This window comes from Pelagivirga sediminicola (genome assembly GCF_003072125.1).
Classification (GTDB): Bacteria; Pseudomonadota; Alphaproteobacteria; order Rhodobacterales; family Rhodobacteraceae; genus Roseovarius; species Roseovarius sediminicola.
In genome coordinates this window covers 218132-233323 of sequence record NZ_QCYH01000006.1, presented here as the reverse complement: position 1 = coordinate 233323, position 15192 = coordinate 218132, and the positions used below count along the sequence as shown (strand labels likewise).

The 15192-nt window shown below is 64.3% G+C and carries 14 protein-coding genes; 3 read left to right on the top strand and 11 right to left on the bottom strand.

The features are described from left to right. Window position 1: 1 nt before the first annotated feature. Complete coding sequence (locus DC366_RS12390) at window positions 2–595, bottom strand: 2-hydroxychromene-2-carboxylate isomerase (RefSeq protein WP_108692522.1); 594 nt, start codon at window positions 593–595, stop codon at window positions 2–4. 108 nt (window positions 596–703) lie between these two features. Here DC366_RS12390 and DC366_RS12385 point away from each other — a divergent pair, with 108 nt between their 5' ends. Continuing rightward, entirely contained in the window at window positions 704–1720 is a 1017-nt protein-coding gene (locus DC366_RS12385; protein WP_108692521.1) for a ribose-phosphate pyrophosphokinase, read from the top strand. Window positions 1721–1772: 52 nt separating this feature from the next. Here DC366_RS12385 and DC366_RS12380 read toward each other — a convergent pair whose 3' ends face one another. The 8 genes from DC366_RS12380 to DC366_RS12345 form a co-directional block, all read right to left on the bottom strand. Next, window positions 1773–2048: a hypothetical protein gene (locus DC366_RS12380; protein ID WP_108692520.1), complete on the bottom strand. Its 276-nt coding sequence runs from the start codon at window positions 2046–2048 to the stop codon at window positions 1773–1775. Window positions 2049–2247: 199 nt separating this feature from the next. After that, window positions 2248–2598 (bottom strand): H-type lectin domain-containing protein, encoded by a 351-nt coding sequence (locus DC366_RS12375; RefSeq protein ID WP_108692519.1) that lies wholly within the window; start codon window positions 2596–2598, stop codon window positions 2248–2250. 123 nt (window positions 2599–2721) lie between these two features. Next, window positions 2722–3147 (bottom strand): F0F1 ATP synthase subunit epsilon, encoded by a 426-nt coding sequence (locus DC366_RS12370; protein ID WP_108692518.1) that lies wholly within the window; start codon window positions 3145–3147, stop codon window positions 2722–2724. A gap of 57 nt (window positions 3148–3204) precedes the next feature. Next, window positions 3205–4629 (bottom strand): F0F1 ATP synthase subunit beta, encoded by a 1425-nt coding sequence (gene atpD / locus DC366_RS12365; RefSeq protein WP_108692517.1) that lies wholly within the window; start codon window positions 4627–4629, stop codon window positions 3205–3207. Window positions 4630–4649: 20 nt separating this feature from the next. Then, window positions 4650–5528 (bottom strand): F0F1 ATP synthase subunit gamma, encoded by an 879-nt coding sequence (locus DC366_RS12360; RefSeq protein WP_108692516.1) that lies wholly within the window; start codon window positions 5526–5528, stop codon window positions 4650–4652. Window positions 5529–5542: 14 nt separating this feature from the next. Continuing rightward, window positions 5543–7081 (bottom strand): F0F1 ATP synthase subunit alpha, encoded by a 1539-nt coding sequence (atpA, locus tag DC366_RS12355; protein ID WP_108692515.1) that lies wholly within the window; start codon window positions 7079–7081, stop codon window positions 5543–5545. Beyond that, window positions 7082–7642: a F0F1 ATP synthase subunit delta gene (locus tag DC366_RS12350; protein WP_108692575.1), complete on the bottom strand. Its 561-nt coding sequence runs from the start codon at window positions 7640–7642 to the stop codon at window positions 7082–7084. 370 nt (window positions 7643–8012) lie between these two features. Continuing rightward, window positions 8013–8759, bottom strand: a complete 747-nt coding sequence (locus tag DC366_RS12345; protein WP_108692514.1) for a methyltransferase domain-containing protein — start codon at window positions 8757–8759, stop codon at window positions 8013–8015. Window positions 8760–8853: 94 nt separating this feature from the next. Between DC366_RS12345 and gloB the strand changes: the two genes are divergently transcribed. Together gloB and clpA are read left to right on the top strand one after the other, a co-directional pair. Next, window positions 8854–9621: a hydroxyacylglutathione hydrolase gene (gene gloB, locus DC366_RS12340; protein WP_108692513.1), complete on the top strand. Its 768-nt coding sequence runs from the start codon at window positions 8854–8856 to the stop codon at window positions 9619–9621. 155 nt (window positions 9622–9776) lie between these two features. Next, the gene (gene clpA / locus DC366_RS12335) at window positions 9777–12104 is read left to right on the top strand and encodes an ATP-dependent Clp protease ATP-binding subunit ClpA (RefSeq protein ID WP_108692512.1); all 2328 of its coding nucleotides are present in this window, start codon (window positions 9777–9779) and stop codon (window positions 12102–12104) included. Window positions 12105–12164: 60 nt separating this feature from the next. Here clpA and DC366_RS12330 read toward each other — a convergent pair whose 3' ends face one another. After that, a complete protein-coding gene (locus DC366_RS12330) occupies window positions 12165–13958 on the bottom strand; it encodes a peptidoglycan -binding protein (protein ID WP_108692511.1) in 1794 nt (597 codons plus the stop codon). A gap of 3 nt (window positions 13959–13961) precedes the next feature. Then, window positions 13962–15176, bottom strand: a complete 1215-nt coding sequence (locus DC366_RS12325; RefSeq protein ID WP_108692510.1) for a biopolymer transporter ExbB — start codon at window positions 15174–15176, stop codon at window positions 13962–13964. Window positions 15177–15192: the final 16 nt, after the last annotated feature.

Genomic DNA, 15192 nt, shown 5'->3' with positions numbered 1-15192 from the left:
GTCAGGCACCGCCCGCCAGATGCCGGTCGAGATCGTCCAGCCGGTCCTGGCCCCAGAAGGCCGCGCCGCCGGGCGCGAGGTAGAACGGAATGCCGATCACGCCGCGCTCCAGCGCCTCCTCCAGATTGGCGGCATATGTGACCGCGCCTTGCAGCAGGCCGGTCTCCTCCAGCGCGGGATCGAACCCGGCGTCTTGCAGGCAATCGCGCAGCACCTCGGCCCGCGCAACGTCGCGCTCCTCGGCCCAGCAGGCCCGCATGAGGCCGCGCACCAGCGCGCCGACGTCGCCGCCCCCGGCCTCCTGCGCGGCGACGATGGCATAGGCCGCGGGCGCGGGGTTGGTCGGCCAATGGGCCGGATGGGCGTTCAGCGTCATGTCCAGCCGCGCCGCCAGCCGGGCGATATCCTGCGCCATGTAGGCGCCGCGCGCCGGATGGGCCGGCCCCCGCGCGCCCATCCGCCCGATGAGCGCCATGAAATCGATCGGCTTGTAGGTGATGTGCGCGCCATGCGCCTCGGCGATACACTCTAGCCGATCACCGGCCAGATAGGCGTAGGGCGACAGGACCGAGAAAAAATAATCAATCGAAGCCATCTTTCGGCCCTCCTTATGGTCTGCGCAGCTTTGCCCGACCCTAAGCCCATGCTAAGCGGTGTCAACGCGGCGAATCTGCCACCTACGCCACCCGAGGGGAGCGACCTTATGTCAGTCACATCCGAACCCAAGCTGATCTCCGGCAATGCCAACATGCCGCTTGCCACCGCCATCGCGCGGCGCATGTCGATGCATCGGGGGGTGAGCGTCGGCCTCGTCGATGCGCGGGTCGAGCGGTTCAACGATGGCGAGATCTTCGTCGAGGTGTTCGAGAACGTGCGCGGCGAGGATATGTTCATCATCCAGCCCACGTCGAACCCGGCCAATGACAACCTGATGGAGCTGCTGATCATGTCCGACGCGCTGCGTCGCTCCTCCGCCGCCCGCATCACGGCCGTCATCCCCTATTTCGGTTACGCGCGGCAGGATCGCCGCTCGAAGGCGCGCACGCCCATTTCGGCCAAGCTGGTCGCGAACATGCTGGTCGAGGCGGGGATCGAGCGGGTGCTGACGATGGATCTTCACGCGGCGCAGATCCAGGGGTTTTTCGACATTCCGGTGGACAACCTCTATGCGTCGCCGGTCTTCGCGCTGGACATCATGAAGCAGTTCAAGAGTGGCATGGACGATGTGATGATCGTCTCGCCCGATGTGGGGGGCGTTGCGCGCGCGCGCGAGTTGGCCAAACGGATCAACGCGCCCCTCGCCATCGTGGACAAGCGCCGCGAAAAGGCGGGCGAAGTGGCCGAAATGACCATCATCGGCGACGTGACCGGCAAGAAGTGCATCATCGTCGATGATATGTGCGACACGGCCGGCACGCTGTGCAAGGCCGCCGAAGTCCTGATCGACAACGGCGCGTCCGAAGTGCACGCCTATACCACCCACGGCGTCATGTCCGGCCCCGCGGTGGACCGGATCACCAATTCGGTGCTGAAATCCATGGTCATCACTGACACGATCGCCCCCACGGAGGCGGTCAGGGCAACGCCGAACATCCGCATCATCCCGACCGCACCGGTCTTTGCCCAGGCGATCCTGAACATCTGGAACGGCACGTCCGTGTCATCGCTCTTTGACACGCCGACGCTGGAGCCGGTCTATGAGGGCCAGTTCGGAAACTGACGCACTTGTCCGGCCGGCCCATGGGAAAGGGTGCCGGCCGAACCTGCCGCCCCTATTGGCCGGCTGTCATTTTCTCCATGGCTTTCGCCGTGCGCAGCGTATTCTGATAGATCCCGACGCCCAGATACATGAATCCTCCCATGAGGATCACGTAGATCGCGCCGCCGATCAGGAACAGCAGACCAGAGATAAGGCCGCCGGACTGGCCATATGGGCCGTAACCTCCGCCAAAGGTGATCCCAAGGAAGCCGATGATAACGCCGATGCCCATCAAGACGATGATGATGCCAATCAATTTCTCAAGCGACTGAATGAAAAAGTCCCGCATGTGTCCTCCTGCAAGGTAATCCGTCAATGGCGTCATCGATGCAGATGCTGCCCGTCAAATCAAGATGCCGCGCGCTTTCTGCCCGGCACTGTTCCGTTTCCGGCACATGACCAACGCTAGCGCCCAATTCTGTAGATGAGGTTAAGCAGCATCGGAAAAAGCCGCCTCAGAATGCAGGCAGGCGCCCAAACCCGCCCGGTCAGTAGAGATCCCAGTCATCCTCGTGAAAGACCTCGCCTATGGCCATCCAGCGCACGCGGGCGCGCGCGATCCGGGTGTCGCCCCAGGTGCGAAACACCACGTCAAAACCACTCTGGGTTATCTGCTCTGCGCCGACTTCGACCCGCGCGTTTGTGCCGTTATCGATATCCCACATGGACAGCGCGCAATGCACCGCAGGCGGCGTGCGGTAACGCTCGACAAAGCGGACCGAATGACGGCGCGCGCGCTCGCCCTCGCCGGTCCACATCGCGCCGCCGGTTTCGTGTTCCGAGAACAGCACTGTCTCGCCCTGGTCGATTCCAATCAGCTTCGTGTCGATGCGTTTCATGCCACTACGAACGCTCCTCCAACATCACTTGTATAGACTGGATTTCGGGCAAAACCATGATCCGGCAGAAAAAAGGGCCCGCGCAATGCAGGCCCCGTTCGGATCGTCAGGCTCCGGGCGGGATCAGTAGGCGCTCAGGCCCATGTGATCGCCCATCGCGACCATGTCGGCCAGCAGTTTCGCCGCATCGTCGACCGGGCCGGGCTCGTTCTTGAAGGTTTCCTGCGCCTTGGCCAGACGGTCCGTCGCGTCGGCGACCAGCGCCTTGAAACGCTCCTGCGTCAGGTCGGTGCGGTGGATCGCCTGCTCGGCCAGGACCGAAACGCTGTCACCGTTGATCTCGGCAAAGCCGCCGGTCACGGCGTATTCTTCCTCGCCCTTGTCCGAGATGACACGCACGACGCCGGGGCGCAGCGTGGTGATGACGGGCGAATGATCGGCCATCGCGGTCAGATCACCCTCGGCACCCGGAATCTGCACTTCGCGCGCCTGAACCGATGTCAGAAGGCGCTCGGGCGATACCAGGTCGAATTGCACTGTGTCAGCCATGAATGGCCTCCTTGATTGGGCGGATGCCGGACCGCGCGGGGCGGTCCGGCCGGATCATTATGCGGCGTCGGAGGCCATGCGCTCGGCCTTGGCCTTCACATCCTCGATGCCGCCGACCATGTAGAAGGCGCCCTCGGGCAGGTGGTCATACTCGCCGGCGACAACCGCCTTGAACGATGCGATCGTCTCCTCCAGCGGCACCTGAACGCCGTCCGAGCCGGTAAAGACCTTGGCGACGTCGAAGGGCTGCGACAGGAAGCGCTGGATCTTGCGCGCGCGGGCCACGGTCAGCTTGTCCTCTTCAGACAGTTCGTCCATGCCGAGAATCGCGATGATGTCCTGCAAGCTCTTGTAGCGCTGCAGAATCCCCTGCACGTCACGCGCCACCTGGTAATGCTCCTCGCCGACAACGGCGGGGTCCATCAGGCGCGAGGTCGAATCGAGCGGGTCCACGGCCGGGTAGATGCCCAGCTCGGAGATGGCGCGGCTCAGAACCGTCGTGGCGTCAAGGTGCGCGAACGATGTCGCGGGCGCGGGGTCGGTCAGGTCGTCCGCGGGAACGTAGACGGCCTGCACGGACGTGATTGAGCCCTTGTTGGTCGAGGTGATCCGCTCCTGCATCTGGCCCATGTCGGTGGCCAGCGTCGGCTGATAGCCCACGGCGGAGGGGATACGGCCCAGAAGCGCCGACACCTCGGAACCCGCCTGCGTGAAGCGGAAGATGTTGTCGACGAAGAACAGAACGTCGGTACCCGACTGGTCGCGGAACTGCTCGGCCAGGGTCAGACCGGTCAGGGCCACACGCATACGCGCACCCGGCGGCTCGTTCATCTGGCCGTAAACCAGCGCCACCTTGGATTCGGTCAGATCGTCGGGGACGATAACGCCCGATTCGATCATCTCGTGGTAAAGGTCGTTGCCCTCACGCGTCCGCTCGCCAACGCCGGCGAAAACGGAAAAGCCGGAGTGCACCTTGGCGATGTTGTTGATCAGTTCCATGATCAGAACCGTCTTGCCCACGCCGGCACCGCCGAAAAGGCCGATCTTGCCGCCCTTGGCGTAGGGCGCCAGCAGGTCGATCACCTTGATGCCGGTGGCCAGAACGGTCGATTCTGTCGACTGGTCGGCAAAGGGGGGAGCGTCGTTGTGGATCGAGCGGGTCTCGTCACGGGCGACATCGCCGCCTTCGTCCACGGGTTCGCCCACGACGTTCAGGATGCGACCCAGCGTGGCGTTGCCCACCGGAACGGTGATCGGGCCGTCGGTGTCGGTCACTTCCTGGCCGCGCACGAGACCTTCGGTCGCGTCCATGGCGATGGTGCGCACGGTATTCTCACCAAGATGCTGCGCGACCTCCAGAACCAGACGCTTGCCGTTGTTGTCGGTGGTCAGGGCGTTCAGGATCTCCGGCAGGTGATCGCCGAACTGAACGTCAACCACGGCGCCGATCACCTGGGTGATTTTGCCTTTTGCATTTGCCATCTATCGTCTCCGTCTCGTTTCTAGAGTGCTTCCGCACCCGAAATGATTTCAATAAGCTCATTCGTGATCACGGCCTGACGCGAGCGGTTGTACTCGATCGTCAGCTTGTCGATCATCTCGCCGGCGTTGCGGGTGGCGTTGTCCATCGCGGACATGCGCGCGCCCTGCTCGGACGCCCCGTTTTCCAGCAGTGCGGCAAAGATCGCCGTCGCAACACCGCGCGGCAGCAGGTCGGCCAGGATGGCCGTCTCGTCCGGCTCGTAATCATACAGCGTCTCGGCGCCGCCTTCGTCAGCGGGGGCGTCGAAATCGGCCGGGATGATCTGCTGCGCCGTGGGGATCTGCGTCACGACGTTCTCGAACTCGGAGAAGTAGATCTTCGCTACGTCGAATTCGCCCGCATCGAAGCGGTTCAGCACCTCGGTCGCCACGCTCTGGGCATCGGCATAACCGATCCGCTTGACGTCCGAGAAATCGATGTGATGCACGAAATACTTGCCGTAGTCGCGGCGCAGTGCATCGCGGCCCTTCTTGCCGACGGTCATGATCTTGACGGTCTTGCCTTCGGCAATCAGCTTTTGCGCGTCCTGCTTGGCCAGCTTGGCGATGTTGGCGTTGAAGCCACCGCAAAGCCCGCGCTCGGCCGTCATCACGATCAGCAGATGGGTCTGATCCTGACCCGTGCCGCGCAGCAGACGGGGGGCGTTATCGGATTTGCCCACCGATGCCGCAAGCCGCCCCATAACGGCGTTGAAACGCTCGGTATAGGGGCGCGCCTGCTCGGCCGCGTCCTGCGCGCGGCGAAGTTTCGCCGCGGCAACCATCTGCATGGCCTTGGTGATCTTGCGGGTCGATTTGACCGACGCGATCCTGTTTTTCAGGTCCTTGAGATTCGGCACGCCTTATCTCCCTTTTATGCGAAGTCGGCGGCGAATTCGTCCAGTGCGGCCTTGACCTTGTCCTCGGCGTCCCCTTTGATTTTCGGGTCTTCCTTGGTGATCCAGTCCAGCAGATCGGAGTGCTTGCCGCGCAGATGCTTGAGCAGGCCCGCCTCGAAACGACCGACATCCTTGACGGCGATCTTGTCCAGATAACCCTTGGTGCCGGCATAGATCACGCAGACGATCTCGGCGTTGGTCAGCGGCGAATACTGCGGCTGCTTCATCAGCTCGGTCAGGCGCGCGCCACGGTTCAGCAGCTGCTGAGTGGCGGCATCCAGATCCGAACCGAACTGAGCGAAGGCCGCCATTTCGCGATACTGCGCCAGCTCCAGCTTGACCGGACCCGCGACGGATTTCATCGCATTGGTCTGGGCGGAGGAGCCCACGCGGCTGACCGACAGACCGGTGTTCACAGCAGGGCGGATGCCCTGATAGAACAGCTCGGTTTCCAGGAAGATCTGGCCGTCGGTGATCGAAATCACGTTGGTCGGAATAAACGCAGACACGTCACCGCCCTGGGTTTCGATGATCGGCAGGGCCGTCAGCGAACCGGAGCCGTTGTCCTCGTTCAGCTTGGCAGACCGCTCCAGCAGGCGGGAGTGCAGGTAGAACACGTCGCCGGGATAGGCTTCGCGTCCGGGCGGACGGCGCAGAAGCAGCGACATCTGGCGGTAGGCCACGGCCTGTTTGGACAGGTCATCATAGACGATCAGGGCGTGACGGCCATTGTCGCGGAAATGCTCGGCCATGGCGGTCGCGGAATAGGGTGCGAGGAACTGCATCGGCGCGGGGTCGGAGGCTGTCGCGGCCACGACGATGGAATAGGCCATCGCGCCGGTCTCTTCCAGCTTCTTCACCAGCTGGGCCACGGTCGAACGCTTCTGGCCGATGGCGACATAGACGCAATAGAGCTTCTTGCTCTCGTCGTCGCCGGCGGCGTCGTTGATCGACTTCTGGTTCAGCATCGTGTCGAGGGCGATCGCGGTCTTGCCGGTCTGGCGGTCGCCGATGATCAGCTCGCGCTGGCCGCGGCCAATCGGGATCATCGCATCGACGGATTTGATGCCGGTCGCCATCGGCTCATGCACCGATTTACGCGGGATGATGCCCGGCGCCTTGACGTCGGCGATGCCGCGCTCGGTCGTGTTGATCGGGCCCTTGCCGTCCAGCGGGTTGCCAAGGCCGTCAACGACGCGGCCCAGCAGCGCGTCACCGATCGGCACGTCCACGATGGACTTGGTGCGCTTGACGGTGTCGCCCTCTTTAATGTCGCGGTCCGAGCCGAAGATCACGATACCGACGTTGTCGGCCTCGAGGTTCAGGGCCATGCCCATGATCCCGCCGGGGAATTCGACCAGCTCGCCGGCCTGCACGTTGTCCAGACCGTGAACGCGCGCGATACCGTCACCAACAGACAGAACGCGGCCGATTTCGGCAACTTCTGCCTCTTGGCCGAAATTCTTGATCTGGTCCTTCAGGATTGCAGAAATCTCTGCGGCTTGGATACCCATTTATCCGACCTCTTTCATTGAACTCTGGAGCGATGCAAGCTTGGAGCGGATCGACGTGTCGATCATCTTCGAGCCCACCTTTACGATAAGACCGCCGATAAGGCTTTCATCAACGGTCGCATTGATCTTGACGTCCTTGCCGACATTGGCCTTGAGCGTTTTCGCCAGCTTGTCCGCCTGCGTCTTGGTCAGGGCCTTGGCGCTGGTCACGTCGGCCTGAACCTCGCCCTTGTGCTCGGCGATCATGCCGCGCAGCTGCGCAATCAGTTGCGGCAGGGCGAACAGGCGGCGCTTCTGCGCCATCAGGCTGAGGCCGTTCGACAGCGCGGGGGGCAGCGACAGATGCTTGGAAATGGCGGAGATCGCCTTGCCCTGCTCATCGCGGCTGATCACCGGGCTGGAGATCACATCACGCAGATCGCTGCTGACAGTCAGCGCTTCGGCCAGGGCGTCAACGCCGGTCTCCAGCTTGGGCAGGCGTTTGCTTTCTTGGGCTATCTCGAAGATCGCGGTCGCATAGCGTTCGGCGATACCCGAGGAAATCGAAGCTGGTTCGGACACGTCCACCCTTTCGACAATTAGGCCCCTTCGACAGACGCACGAGGCATCTGAGGGGCGTTGGCGAGCATTGATACTCTTATCAGTGTAATCCGGCGTGGGTCTAGCAGAGCGTGGGCCAGCCGGCAAGTTGCTATGAGCCGCAGGGAATTTGCAAAAATTCCTTTGATTTCCAACCGTTATCTTTGGCGATGCCGTTTGGGCCATATTTCCTGGTGCAAAAATCTGCAGTTTTCGGAGGCTGGACGAATCCGGCGCCGCGTTTGTTTGCGCTAACTTCCGCCCGCCGCGCGGGCGTCCTGCGGCGGTCCGTTCACAGTCGCAATTCGGGACTGCCCGGCGCCTGCCCGCCCGGCAACAGCGCCGCCATGGTTCAGGCGCGTCCGGCCACCGGCTTGGGCTTGGGGCTGAGCGCATCCAGCGGGTTTCGCGCCCGCACGCGCAGTCCGGGCCCGCGCGGCGCCTGGACGCGTTTGGTCGCCTCGACCATCAGCACACCGCCCGAGACCACCATCGACAGGTTCGCGCCCAACCGTTCCCACATGCCCGCCGTCTTGCGCCAGAAACGCCGCGTGCTGGGCGGCTGATAAAGCGTGGTCATGTGCCGCTCGGGCAGGAAGCTGTGCGATTTCAAAAGCGTCTCCAGCTGGGTCTGGCTATAGGGGCGCCCCGACCCGAAGGGCGTGCGATCGCTGCGCGACCACAGCCCCGCGCGGTTGGGCACCACGAACAGCGCCGAGCCCCCCGGACCCAGCACGCGCCAGCATTCCTCCAGCAGCGCCGCCGGCCGCTCGCTGGCCTCCAGCCCGTGCATGACCAGCAGCTTGTCCACTTGCCCCGTCTCGATCGGCCACAAAGTTTCCTCGCACAGGACCGAGATGTTGGGCATGTCCTGCGGCCACGGCATCACCCCTTGCGGCCCCGGCATCAGCGCCGTGACGCGCCGGGCATCATGCAGGTAGGGCCGCAGGAACGGCACCGCAAAGCCAAAGCCGACCACCGTCTGCCCCTTGGCTTCGGGCCACACATCGGCGATCTCGGCGCGCACGGTTTTCTGCACAGCGCGGCCCAGCGTGCTGCGATAGTAGAAACTTCGTAACTCCTGCACATCCAGATGCATTGCGGCGCCGCCCTTGATCCGTCAGGCTGGACACTAACTTAGAAGTGACGGGGCGCAAACACCCTAGCGCCTCACCAAGCAGCCGGAGGCGCCGATGCCACTCGAAATCATCACGATCCCTTGCCTGTCGGACAATTACGCGTTCCTTGCCCATTATCCGGGCAGCGGCGAGACGCTGTGTGTCGACGTGCCCGAGGCCGCGCCGGTCAGCGCGATGCTGGCGCAAAAGGGCTGGACGCTCAGCCATGTCCTGCTGACCCACCACCACGCGGATCATGTGCAGGGCCTGGACGCTCTGCTTGCGGATCATCCCGCCACCGTGATCGGCGCCGCGGCGGACGCGCACCGCCTGCCAAAGCTGGATGTGGAGGTGCAAGAGGGCGACGAGATCCGGATCGGCATGCAAACGGGCCGCATTTTCGATGTCAGCGGCCACACCGTTGGCCATATCGCCGCGCATTTCCCGGATAGCGACGCGGTGTTCACCGCCGACAGCCTGATGGCGCTGGGATGCGGGCGCCTGTTCGAGGGCAGCGCCGAACAGATGTGGCGCTCGCTGTGCAAGCTGATGGAGCTGCCGCCGGACACGGTGGTCTATTCAGGCCACGAATACACTGCCGCCAACGCAAAATTCGCGCAAACCGTTGATCCGGACAATTCCGCACTTATATCCCGTTCAAGCGAAATTGACGCGGCTCGCAAGCAGGGCCGCCCGACAGTTCCCTCAACCCTGGCCACCGAACTGGCCACCAACCCGTTCCTGCGTGCCGCAGATCCCGCCATCCGTGCGCATCTGGCCATGCAGGACGCCTCGGACGCCGAGGTCTTTGCGGAAATCCGTGCTCGCAAGGACCGTTTTTGACGCCGAATTCCGTATGACATCGGCCCCCGAACGCAAAAAAGTGACGGGCCTTTGCGAAATAAACCTTGAAGCCACGGCCATATCGACCAAACTTTAATGTTATCAGGCCAAGGTCGTCGCCGACCCGCGGCACCAGACAAGAAGGAGCACCAAAAGTGCCTTCATTCTCGACCACACTGGAACAGGCAATCCACGCGGCGCTGGCGCTGGCCAACGCCCGTCAACACGAATTCGCGACGCTCGAACACCTGCTTCTTGCGCTCGTGGATGAGCCGGACGCGAACCGCGTGCTCAAGGCATGCAGCGTCGACACGGAGGATCTGCGCGGCACGCTCGTCGAATTCATCGACGACGAGCTGTCCAACCTCGTCACCGAAATCGAAGGGTCCGAGGCGGTCCCGACCGCCGCGTTCCAGCGCGTGATCCAGCGCGCCGCGATCCATGTCCAATCATCGGGCCGCACCGAAGTGACCGGCGCGAACGTGCTGGTCGCCATCTTTGCCGAGCGCGAATCGAACGCCGCATATTTCCTGCAGGAGCAGGACATGACGCGCTATGACGCGGTCAACTTCATCGCGCATGGTGTGGCCAAGGATCCCGCCTTCGGCGAGGCGCGCCCCGTTCAGGGCGCAGACGAGGAAGCGTCCCAAGGCTCGGCCAAGGATTCAAGCGCGGTCGAGCCGGGCGAATCCGCGCTGGCGAAATACTGCGTCGATCTGAACGAGAAATCGCGCACCGGCGACGTCGATCCGCTGATCGGCCGCGCCGGAGAGGTCGAGCGCTGCATTCAGGTCCTGTGCCGCCGGCGCAAGAACAACCCGCTTCTGGTGGGCGACCCTGGCGTCGGCAAGACCGCCATCGCCGAGGGTCTGGCCTACAAGATCGTGCAGGGCGAGACGCCGGAAATCCTGTCGAAGACGACGATCTATTCGCTCGACATGGGCGCGCTTCTGGCCGGCACCCGCTATCGCGGCGATTTCGAAGAGCGGCTGAAGGCCGTGGTGACCGAGTTGGAAAACCATCCCGACGCCGTCCTCTTCATCGACGAGATCCACACGGTGATCGGCGCCGGCGCCACCTCGGGCGGCGCGATGGACGCGTCCAACCTGCTGAAACCCGCGCTTCAGGGCGGCAAGCTGCGCTGCATGGGCTCCACCACCTACAAGGAGTTCCGCCAGCATTTCGAAAAGGACCGCGCGCTGGCCCGCCGGTTTCAGAAGATCGACGTGGCCGAGCCTTCGGTCGAGGATGCGATCAAGATCCTCAAGGGCCTCAAGCCCTATTTCGAAGAGCATCACAGCGTCAAATACACCAATGACGCGATCAAGACCGCCGTCGATCTCAGCTCGCGCTATATCAACGACCGCAAGCTGCCCGACAAGGCCATCGACGTCATCGACGAGGCCGGCGCGGCGCAGCATCTGCTGGCCGCCTCCAAGCGCCGCAAGAGCATCGGCGTGAAGGAAATCGAGGCCGTGGTGGCCAAGATCGCCCGCATCCCGCCGAAAAACGTGTCCAAGGATGACGCGGCGGTGCTGCGCGATCTGGAAACCTCGCTCAAGCGGGTCGTGTTCGGACAGGATGCGGCCATCGACGCGCTCAGCTCGGCGATCAAGCTGGCCCGCGCGGGCCTGCGAGAGCCGGAAAAGCCGATCGGCAACTATCTGTTCGCTGGCCCCACTGGCGTGGGCAAGACCGAGGTGGCCAAGCAGCTGGCCGATACACTCGGGGTGGAACTGATCCGTTTCGACATGTCGGAATACATGGAGAAACACGCGGTCTCGCGCCTGATCGGCGCGCCTCCGGGCTATGTCGGCTTCGATCAGGGCGGGCTGCTGACCGATGGCGTGGACCAGCATCCGCATTGCGTGCTGCTGCTGGACGAGATCGAAAAGGCGCATCCGGATGTGTTCAACATCTTGCTGCAGGTGATGGACCACGGCACGCTGACCGATCACAACGGCCGGTCGGTCGATTTCCGCAACGTGGTGCTGATCATGACCTCGAACGCGGGCGCGTCGGAGCTGGCGAAATCGGCCATCGGTTTTGGCCGCGACCGCCGCGAGGGCGAGGATACGGCCGCCATCGAGCGGACCTTCACGCCCGAGTTCCGCAACCGTCTGGACGCGGTCATTTCCTTCGGCACGCTGCCCAAGGAGGTCATCATGCAGGTGGTCGAAAAGTTCGTGCTGCAACTCGAAGCGCAGCTGATGGACCGCAATGTGACCATCGAGCTGACGCAGCCGGCTGCCGAATGGCTGGCCGAGCGCGGCTATGACGAGAAGATGGGCGCGCGCCCCTTGGGCCGGGTCATCCAGGAGCACATCAAGAAGCCGCTGGCCGAGGAATTGCTGTTCGGCAAACTGGCCAAGGGCGGCGTCGTGCGGGTGGCGGTGAAGGACGGCAAGATCGACCTTCAGATCAACGGGCCGGACACCCCGCGCCTGAGCGGCAAGAAGCCCCCGCTTCTGACCGCCGAGTAAACGTACACACAGAGCAGCGGCGCGGGCCCATTCAGCCCGCGCCGCTGCCCGCGCTTGCACTTATTTCTCGGTAAATTTCAATTCGATCCGGCGGTTCTGTGCCCGCGCCTCCGGACTGCTGCCCGGTGCGATCGGCTGATACTGCCCGAACCCGTTCGCCGCAAGACGGCCGGGGGGCACGCCCAGAAAATCGATCATGTAGCGCACGACCGACAGCGCGCGCGCCTGGCTAAGCTCCCAGTTGTCGGCAAATTCGGCCGTGCCCCGGATCGGCACGTCGTCGGTATGACCATCGACGCGGATGATCCAGTCGATGCCCTCGGGGATCTCGCCGACCACCTTGCGCAGAATCTCGGCGACTTTCGCGATCTCGTTCTTGCCGGGTGCCGACAGCGTCGCCTGCCCCGGCGCGAACAGGACTTCGGACGAAAAGACAAAGCGGTCCCCTTCGATCCGCACGCCGTCCTGCGTGCCCAGCACGTCCCGCAAGCGCCCGAAAAACTCCGAACGGTATTTTTCCAGATCCTGCTTTTCGGCCTCAAGCAGCTTGTTTTTCTCTTCCTCGGCCTGTCTGCGGCGCTTTTCCTCGGCGGCGACGCGCGCGAGGGCGGCGTTCAGATCCTGGCCCAGCGCCTCGACGCGCACATCGCTGGCGGCCTCGCGTTCCTTGGATTCGTCCAAAAGCGCCTGCAACTGGCCAAGCTGATCGCGCAAGGCGGCAACCTGCTGATTGAGCAGTTCGCGGTCCCGCTGCGCTGCTTCCGTCTGGGCGGTCTGCTCGGCCAGGTTCCGGCGCGCCTCGCTCAGAAGCGCCGCGCGCTCCTCGGCGGCGCTCATCTGGGTCTCGGCGGCGTTTTCCGCCTCCAGCTTGGCCGCGAGCGCGGCGGCAAGCTGCGCGCGGACGTCTTGCATCGACAGCTGTTGGTCGGCCTTCAGCGCGGCCAGCTCGGCCTCCAGCGCGGCAACGCGCCGCTCCGCATTGTCAAGCTCCGCGCCGAGCGCCGCCGTCTCATCCTCGCGGCCCGCCAGCGCATCGGCCAGCCGCGCCTCCAGATCTTCCGCGCCGTCGCGGGCGGCGGCCAGCAAGGTCAGCGTTTCCTCGGCGCGGCGGCGCTGCTCTTCGAGGGCGAGCGTCATCGCGGTCAGCTCGGTCTGCGAATTCTGCAGCTTTTCGCGCAGCGCCTCGGCCGCCGCGGCCTCGGCGAGGCGGGCTGCCTCCTCGTCGCTCAGCTTCGCTTCCAGATCGCTGGCCGTCGCCTGCGCGCCCTCCGCCTTGGCGCGCAATTCAGCGGCCAGCGCCTCCAGCGCGTCGCGCTGCGCGGCGGCAAGGCGGGCGGCCTCGGCGCCGGCATCGACCTCGCTGCGCAGATCGGCCAGCGCCAGTTGCAGCGCCTCCTTTTCCGACATCAAGCGGTCGCGCGCGCCTTCCAGATCGTCGATCCGCGCCGTCGCGGCATCGCGCCCCGCCAGAAGGCCCGCCACTTGCTGCTCGAAACTGGCGATGCGCGCCTCGGACGCCTCGTTCTGGGCGCTCAGCGATGCGATCAGCGCGGTCTGCTCCTGCTGGCGCTGGCGCGCATCGGTCAAGGTGGCGGTCAGGGCGCCGACGCGCTCCTGCAAGGTGGCGCTGCGGTCCTGCTCAAGGCCCAGCGCGCGCGACAGCGCCGCAACCTCGGCTGAGAGCGAATCCAGCTCGCTTTCCTGCCCGGTGATCGTCTCGCGCAGGGCGAATTGCACCACCATGAAGATCGTCAGCACGAACATCAGGACCAGCAACAGGCCGGTCATCGCATCCACGAAACCCGGCCAGATCGACGCTTGAAAACGTTGCCCGGTGCGGCGCGACAGGGCCATGGTCTAGCCCTCCTGCTCCGGCGCGTGCGGCGCGGCGGCCGTCGTGCGATAGCTGCGCCGGGGCGCGCGCACCGCGTGCAGCGCCGCCTTCAGCCCGGCCAGATCGGTGCGCAGCTCGGTCATGCTTTCCTGCCTGCCGGCGCTGATTTCCTCAAGGATGCGCAGCATCTGCACGTCGATCGAGCGCAGGCGCATCCGGCTTTCGGCGTCCAGTGCGCCGTCGCCCGGCGCCTCGCGCGCCTCCAGCAGCGCGATCAGGCTCTCTTGGCCTTGCGCCACGCGCGCCAGCGCCTCGGCGGTGCCGTCGCTTTCGGGGCTGGCCAGTTTTTCAACCGCGGCCGACAGCCGGGCCATCTGATCGTCCGAGGCCGCACGGCTGATGTCGGATTGCGTCAACATCTGCTGCAGCGATTCCATCTGCTCGCTCATCTGGTCGACGATTCCGGTCAAAAGCGCCTGTTCGGGGCTGCCCTCCTCGGCGCCCGCAAAGCCGACGCGCGTGATCGTGGACATCCACTCCTCAAGCTCGCGGTAAAACCGGTTCTGGCCGTGCCCGGCGAACAGCTCCAGCAGCCCGACGATCAGCGATCCGGCAAGCCCCAGAAGCGACGAGGCAAAGGCCACGCCCATGCCGCCGAGCTGCGATTGCAGGCCGGTCATCAGGCGCGTGAACACCTCCACACCGCCTTCGCCCTTTTGCGGGGCAAGGCCGCGGATGGTTTCGACCAGCGCGGGCACCGTAGTGGCAAGGCCATAGAACGTGCCCAGAAGACCTAGGAAAATCAACACGTTGACGATGTAGCGCGTAATCTCGCGCGCCTCGTCGATACGCTGTGCGATCATGTCCTGGATCGAGCGGGCAGAGGAATGCGAGATCTGCATCCGCTTCTTGCCGCGCTGGCGCAACAGCGCCGCCAGCGGCGCCAGAAGCAGCGGCGGCTTGGTCATTTCCACACCGGGCGCGTCGCGGGCAAAGCCCTCGATCCAGCGGACCGACCCGATCAGTTGAAACACCTGCCAGAAGCACGCAACGACGCCGATCAGGAAGACAAAGAAGATGAAGCCGTTCAGATAGGGGTTCGCCTCGAACACCGGCAGGACGCGCGGCAGCGCCATGAACGCGCCCAAGGCGGACAGGCCCAGCACCAGGACCATCATGACGATCTGGCGCCATGGCTGGGAAAAATGCGGCTCGACCTCGCGGTCCGGCTGGTCCATGCGGACGCTCCCGACA

Bases quoted from the DNA above. Each gene is read 5' to 3' on its own strand.
- DC366_RS12390 (WP_108692522.1), bottom strand. From the start codon at position 595: ATGGCTTCGATTGATTATTTTTTCTCGGTCCTGTCGCCCTACGCCTAT.
- DC366_RS12385 (WP_108692521.1), top strand. From the start codon at position 704: ATGTCAGTCACATCCGAACCCAAGCTGATCTCCGGCAATGCCAACATG.
- DC366_RS12380 (WP_108692520.1), bottom strand. From the start codon at position 2,048: ATGCGGGACTTTTTCATTCAGTCGCTTGAGAAATTGATTGGCATCATC.
- DC366_RS12375 (WP_108692519.1), bottom strand. From the start codon at position 2,598: ATGAAACGCATCGACACGAAGCTGATTGGAATCGACCAGGGCGAGACA.
- DC366_RS12370 (WP_108692518.1), bottom strand. From the start codon at position 3,147: ATGGCTGACACAGTGCAATTCGACCTGGTATCGCCCGAGCGCCTTCTG.
- atpD (WP_108692517.1), bottom strand. From the start codon at position 4,629: ATGGCAAATGCAAAAGGCAAAATCACCCAGGTGATCGGCGCCGTGGTT.
- atpA (WP_108692515.1), bottom strand. From the start codon at position 7,081: ATGGGTATCCAAGCCGCAGAGATTTCTGCAATCCTGAAGGACCAGATC.
- DC366_RS12345 (WP_108692514.1), bottom strand. From the start codon at position 8,759: ATGCATCTGGATGTGCAGGAGTTACGAAGTTTCTACTATCGCAGCACG.
- gloB (WP_108692513.1), top strand. From the start codon at position 8,854: ATGCCACTCGAAATCATCACGATCCCTTGCCTGTCGGACAATTACGCG.
- DC366_RS12330 (WP_108692511.1), bottom strand. From the start codon at position 13,958: ATGGCCCTGTCGCGCCGCACCGGGCAACGTTTTCAAGCGTCGATCTGG.
- DC366_RS12325 (WP_108692510.1), bottom strand. From the start codon at position 15,176: ATGGACCAGCCGGACCGCGAGGTCGAGCCGCATTTTTCCCAGCCATGG.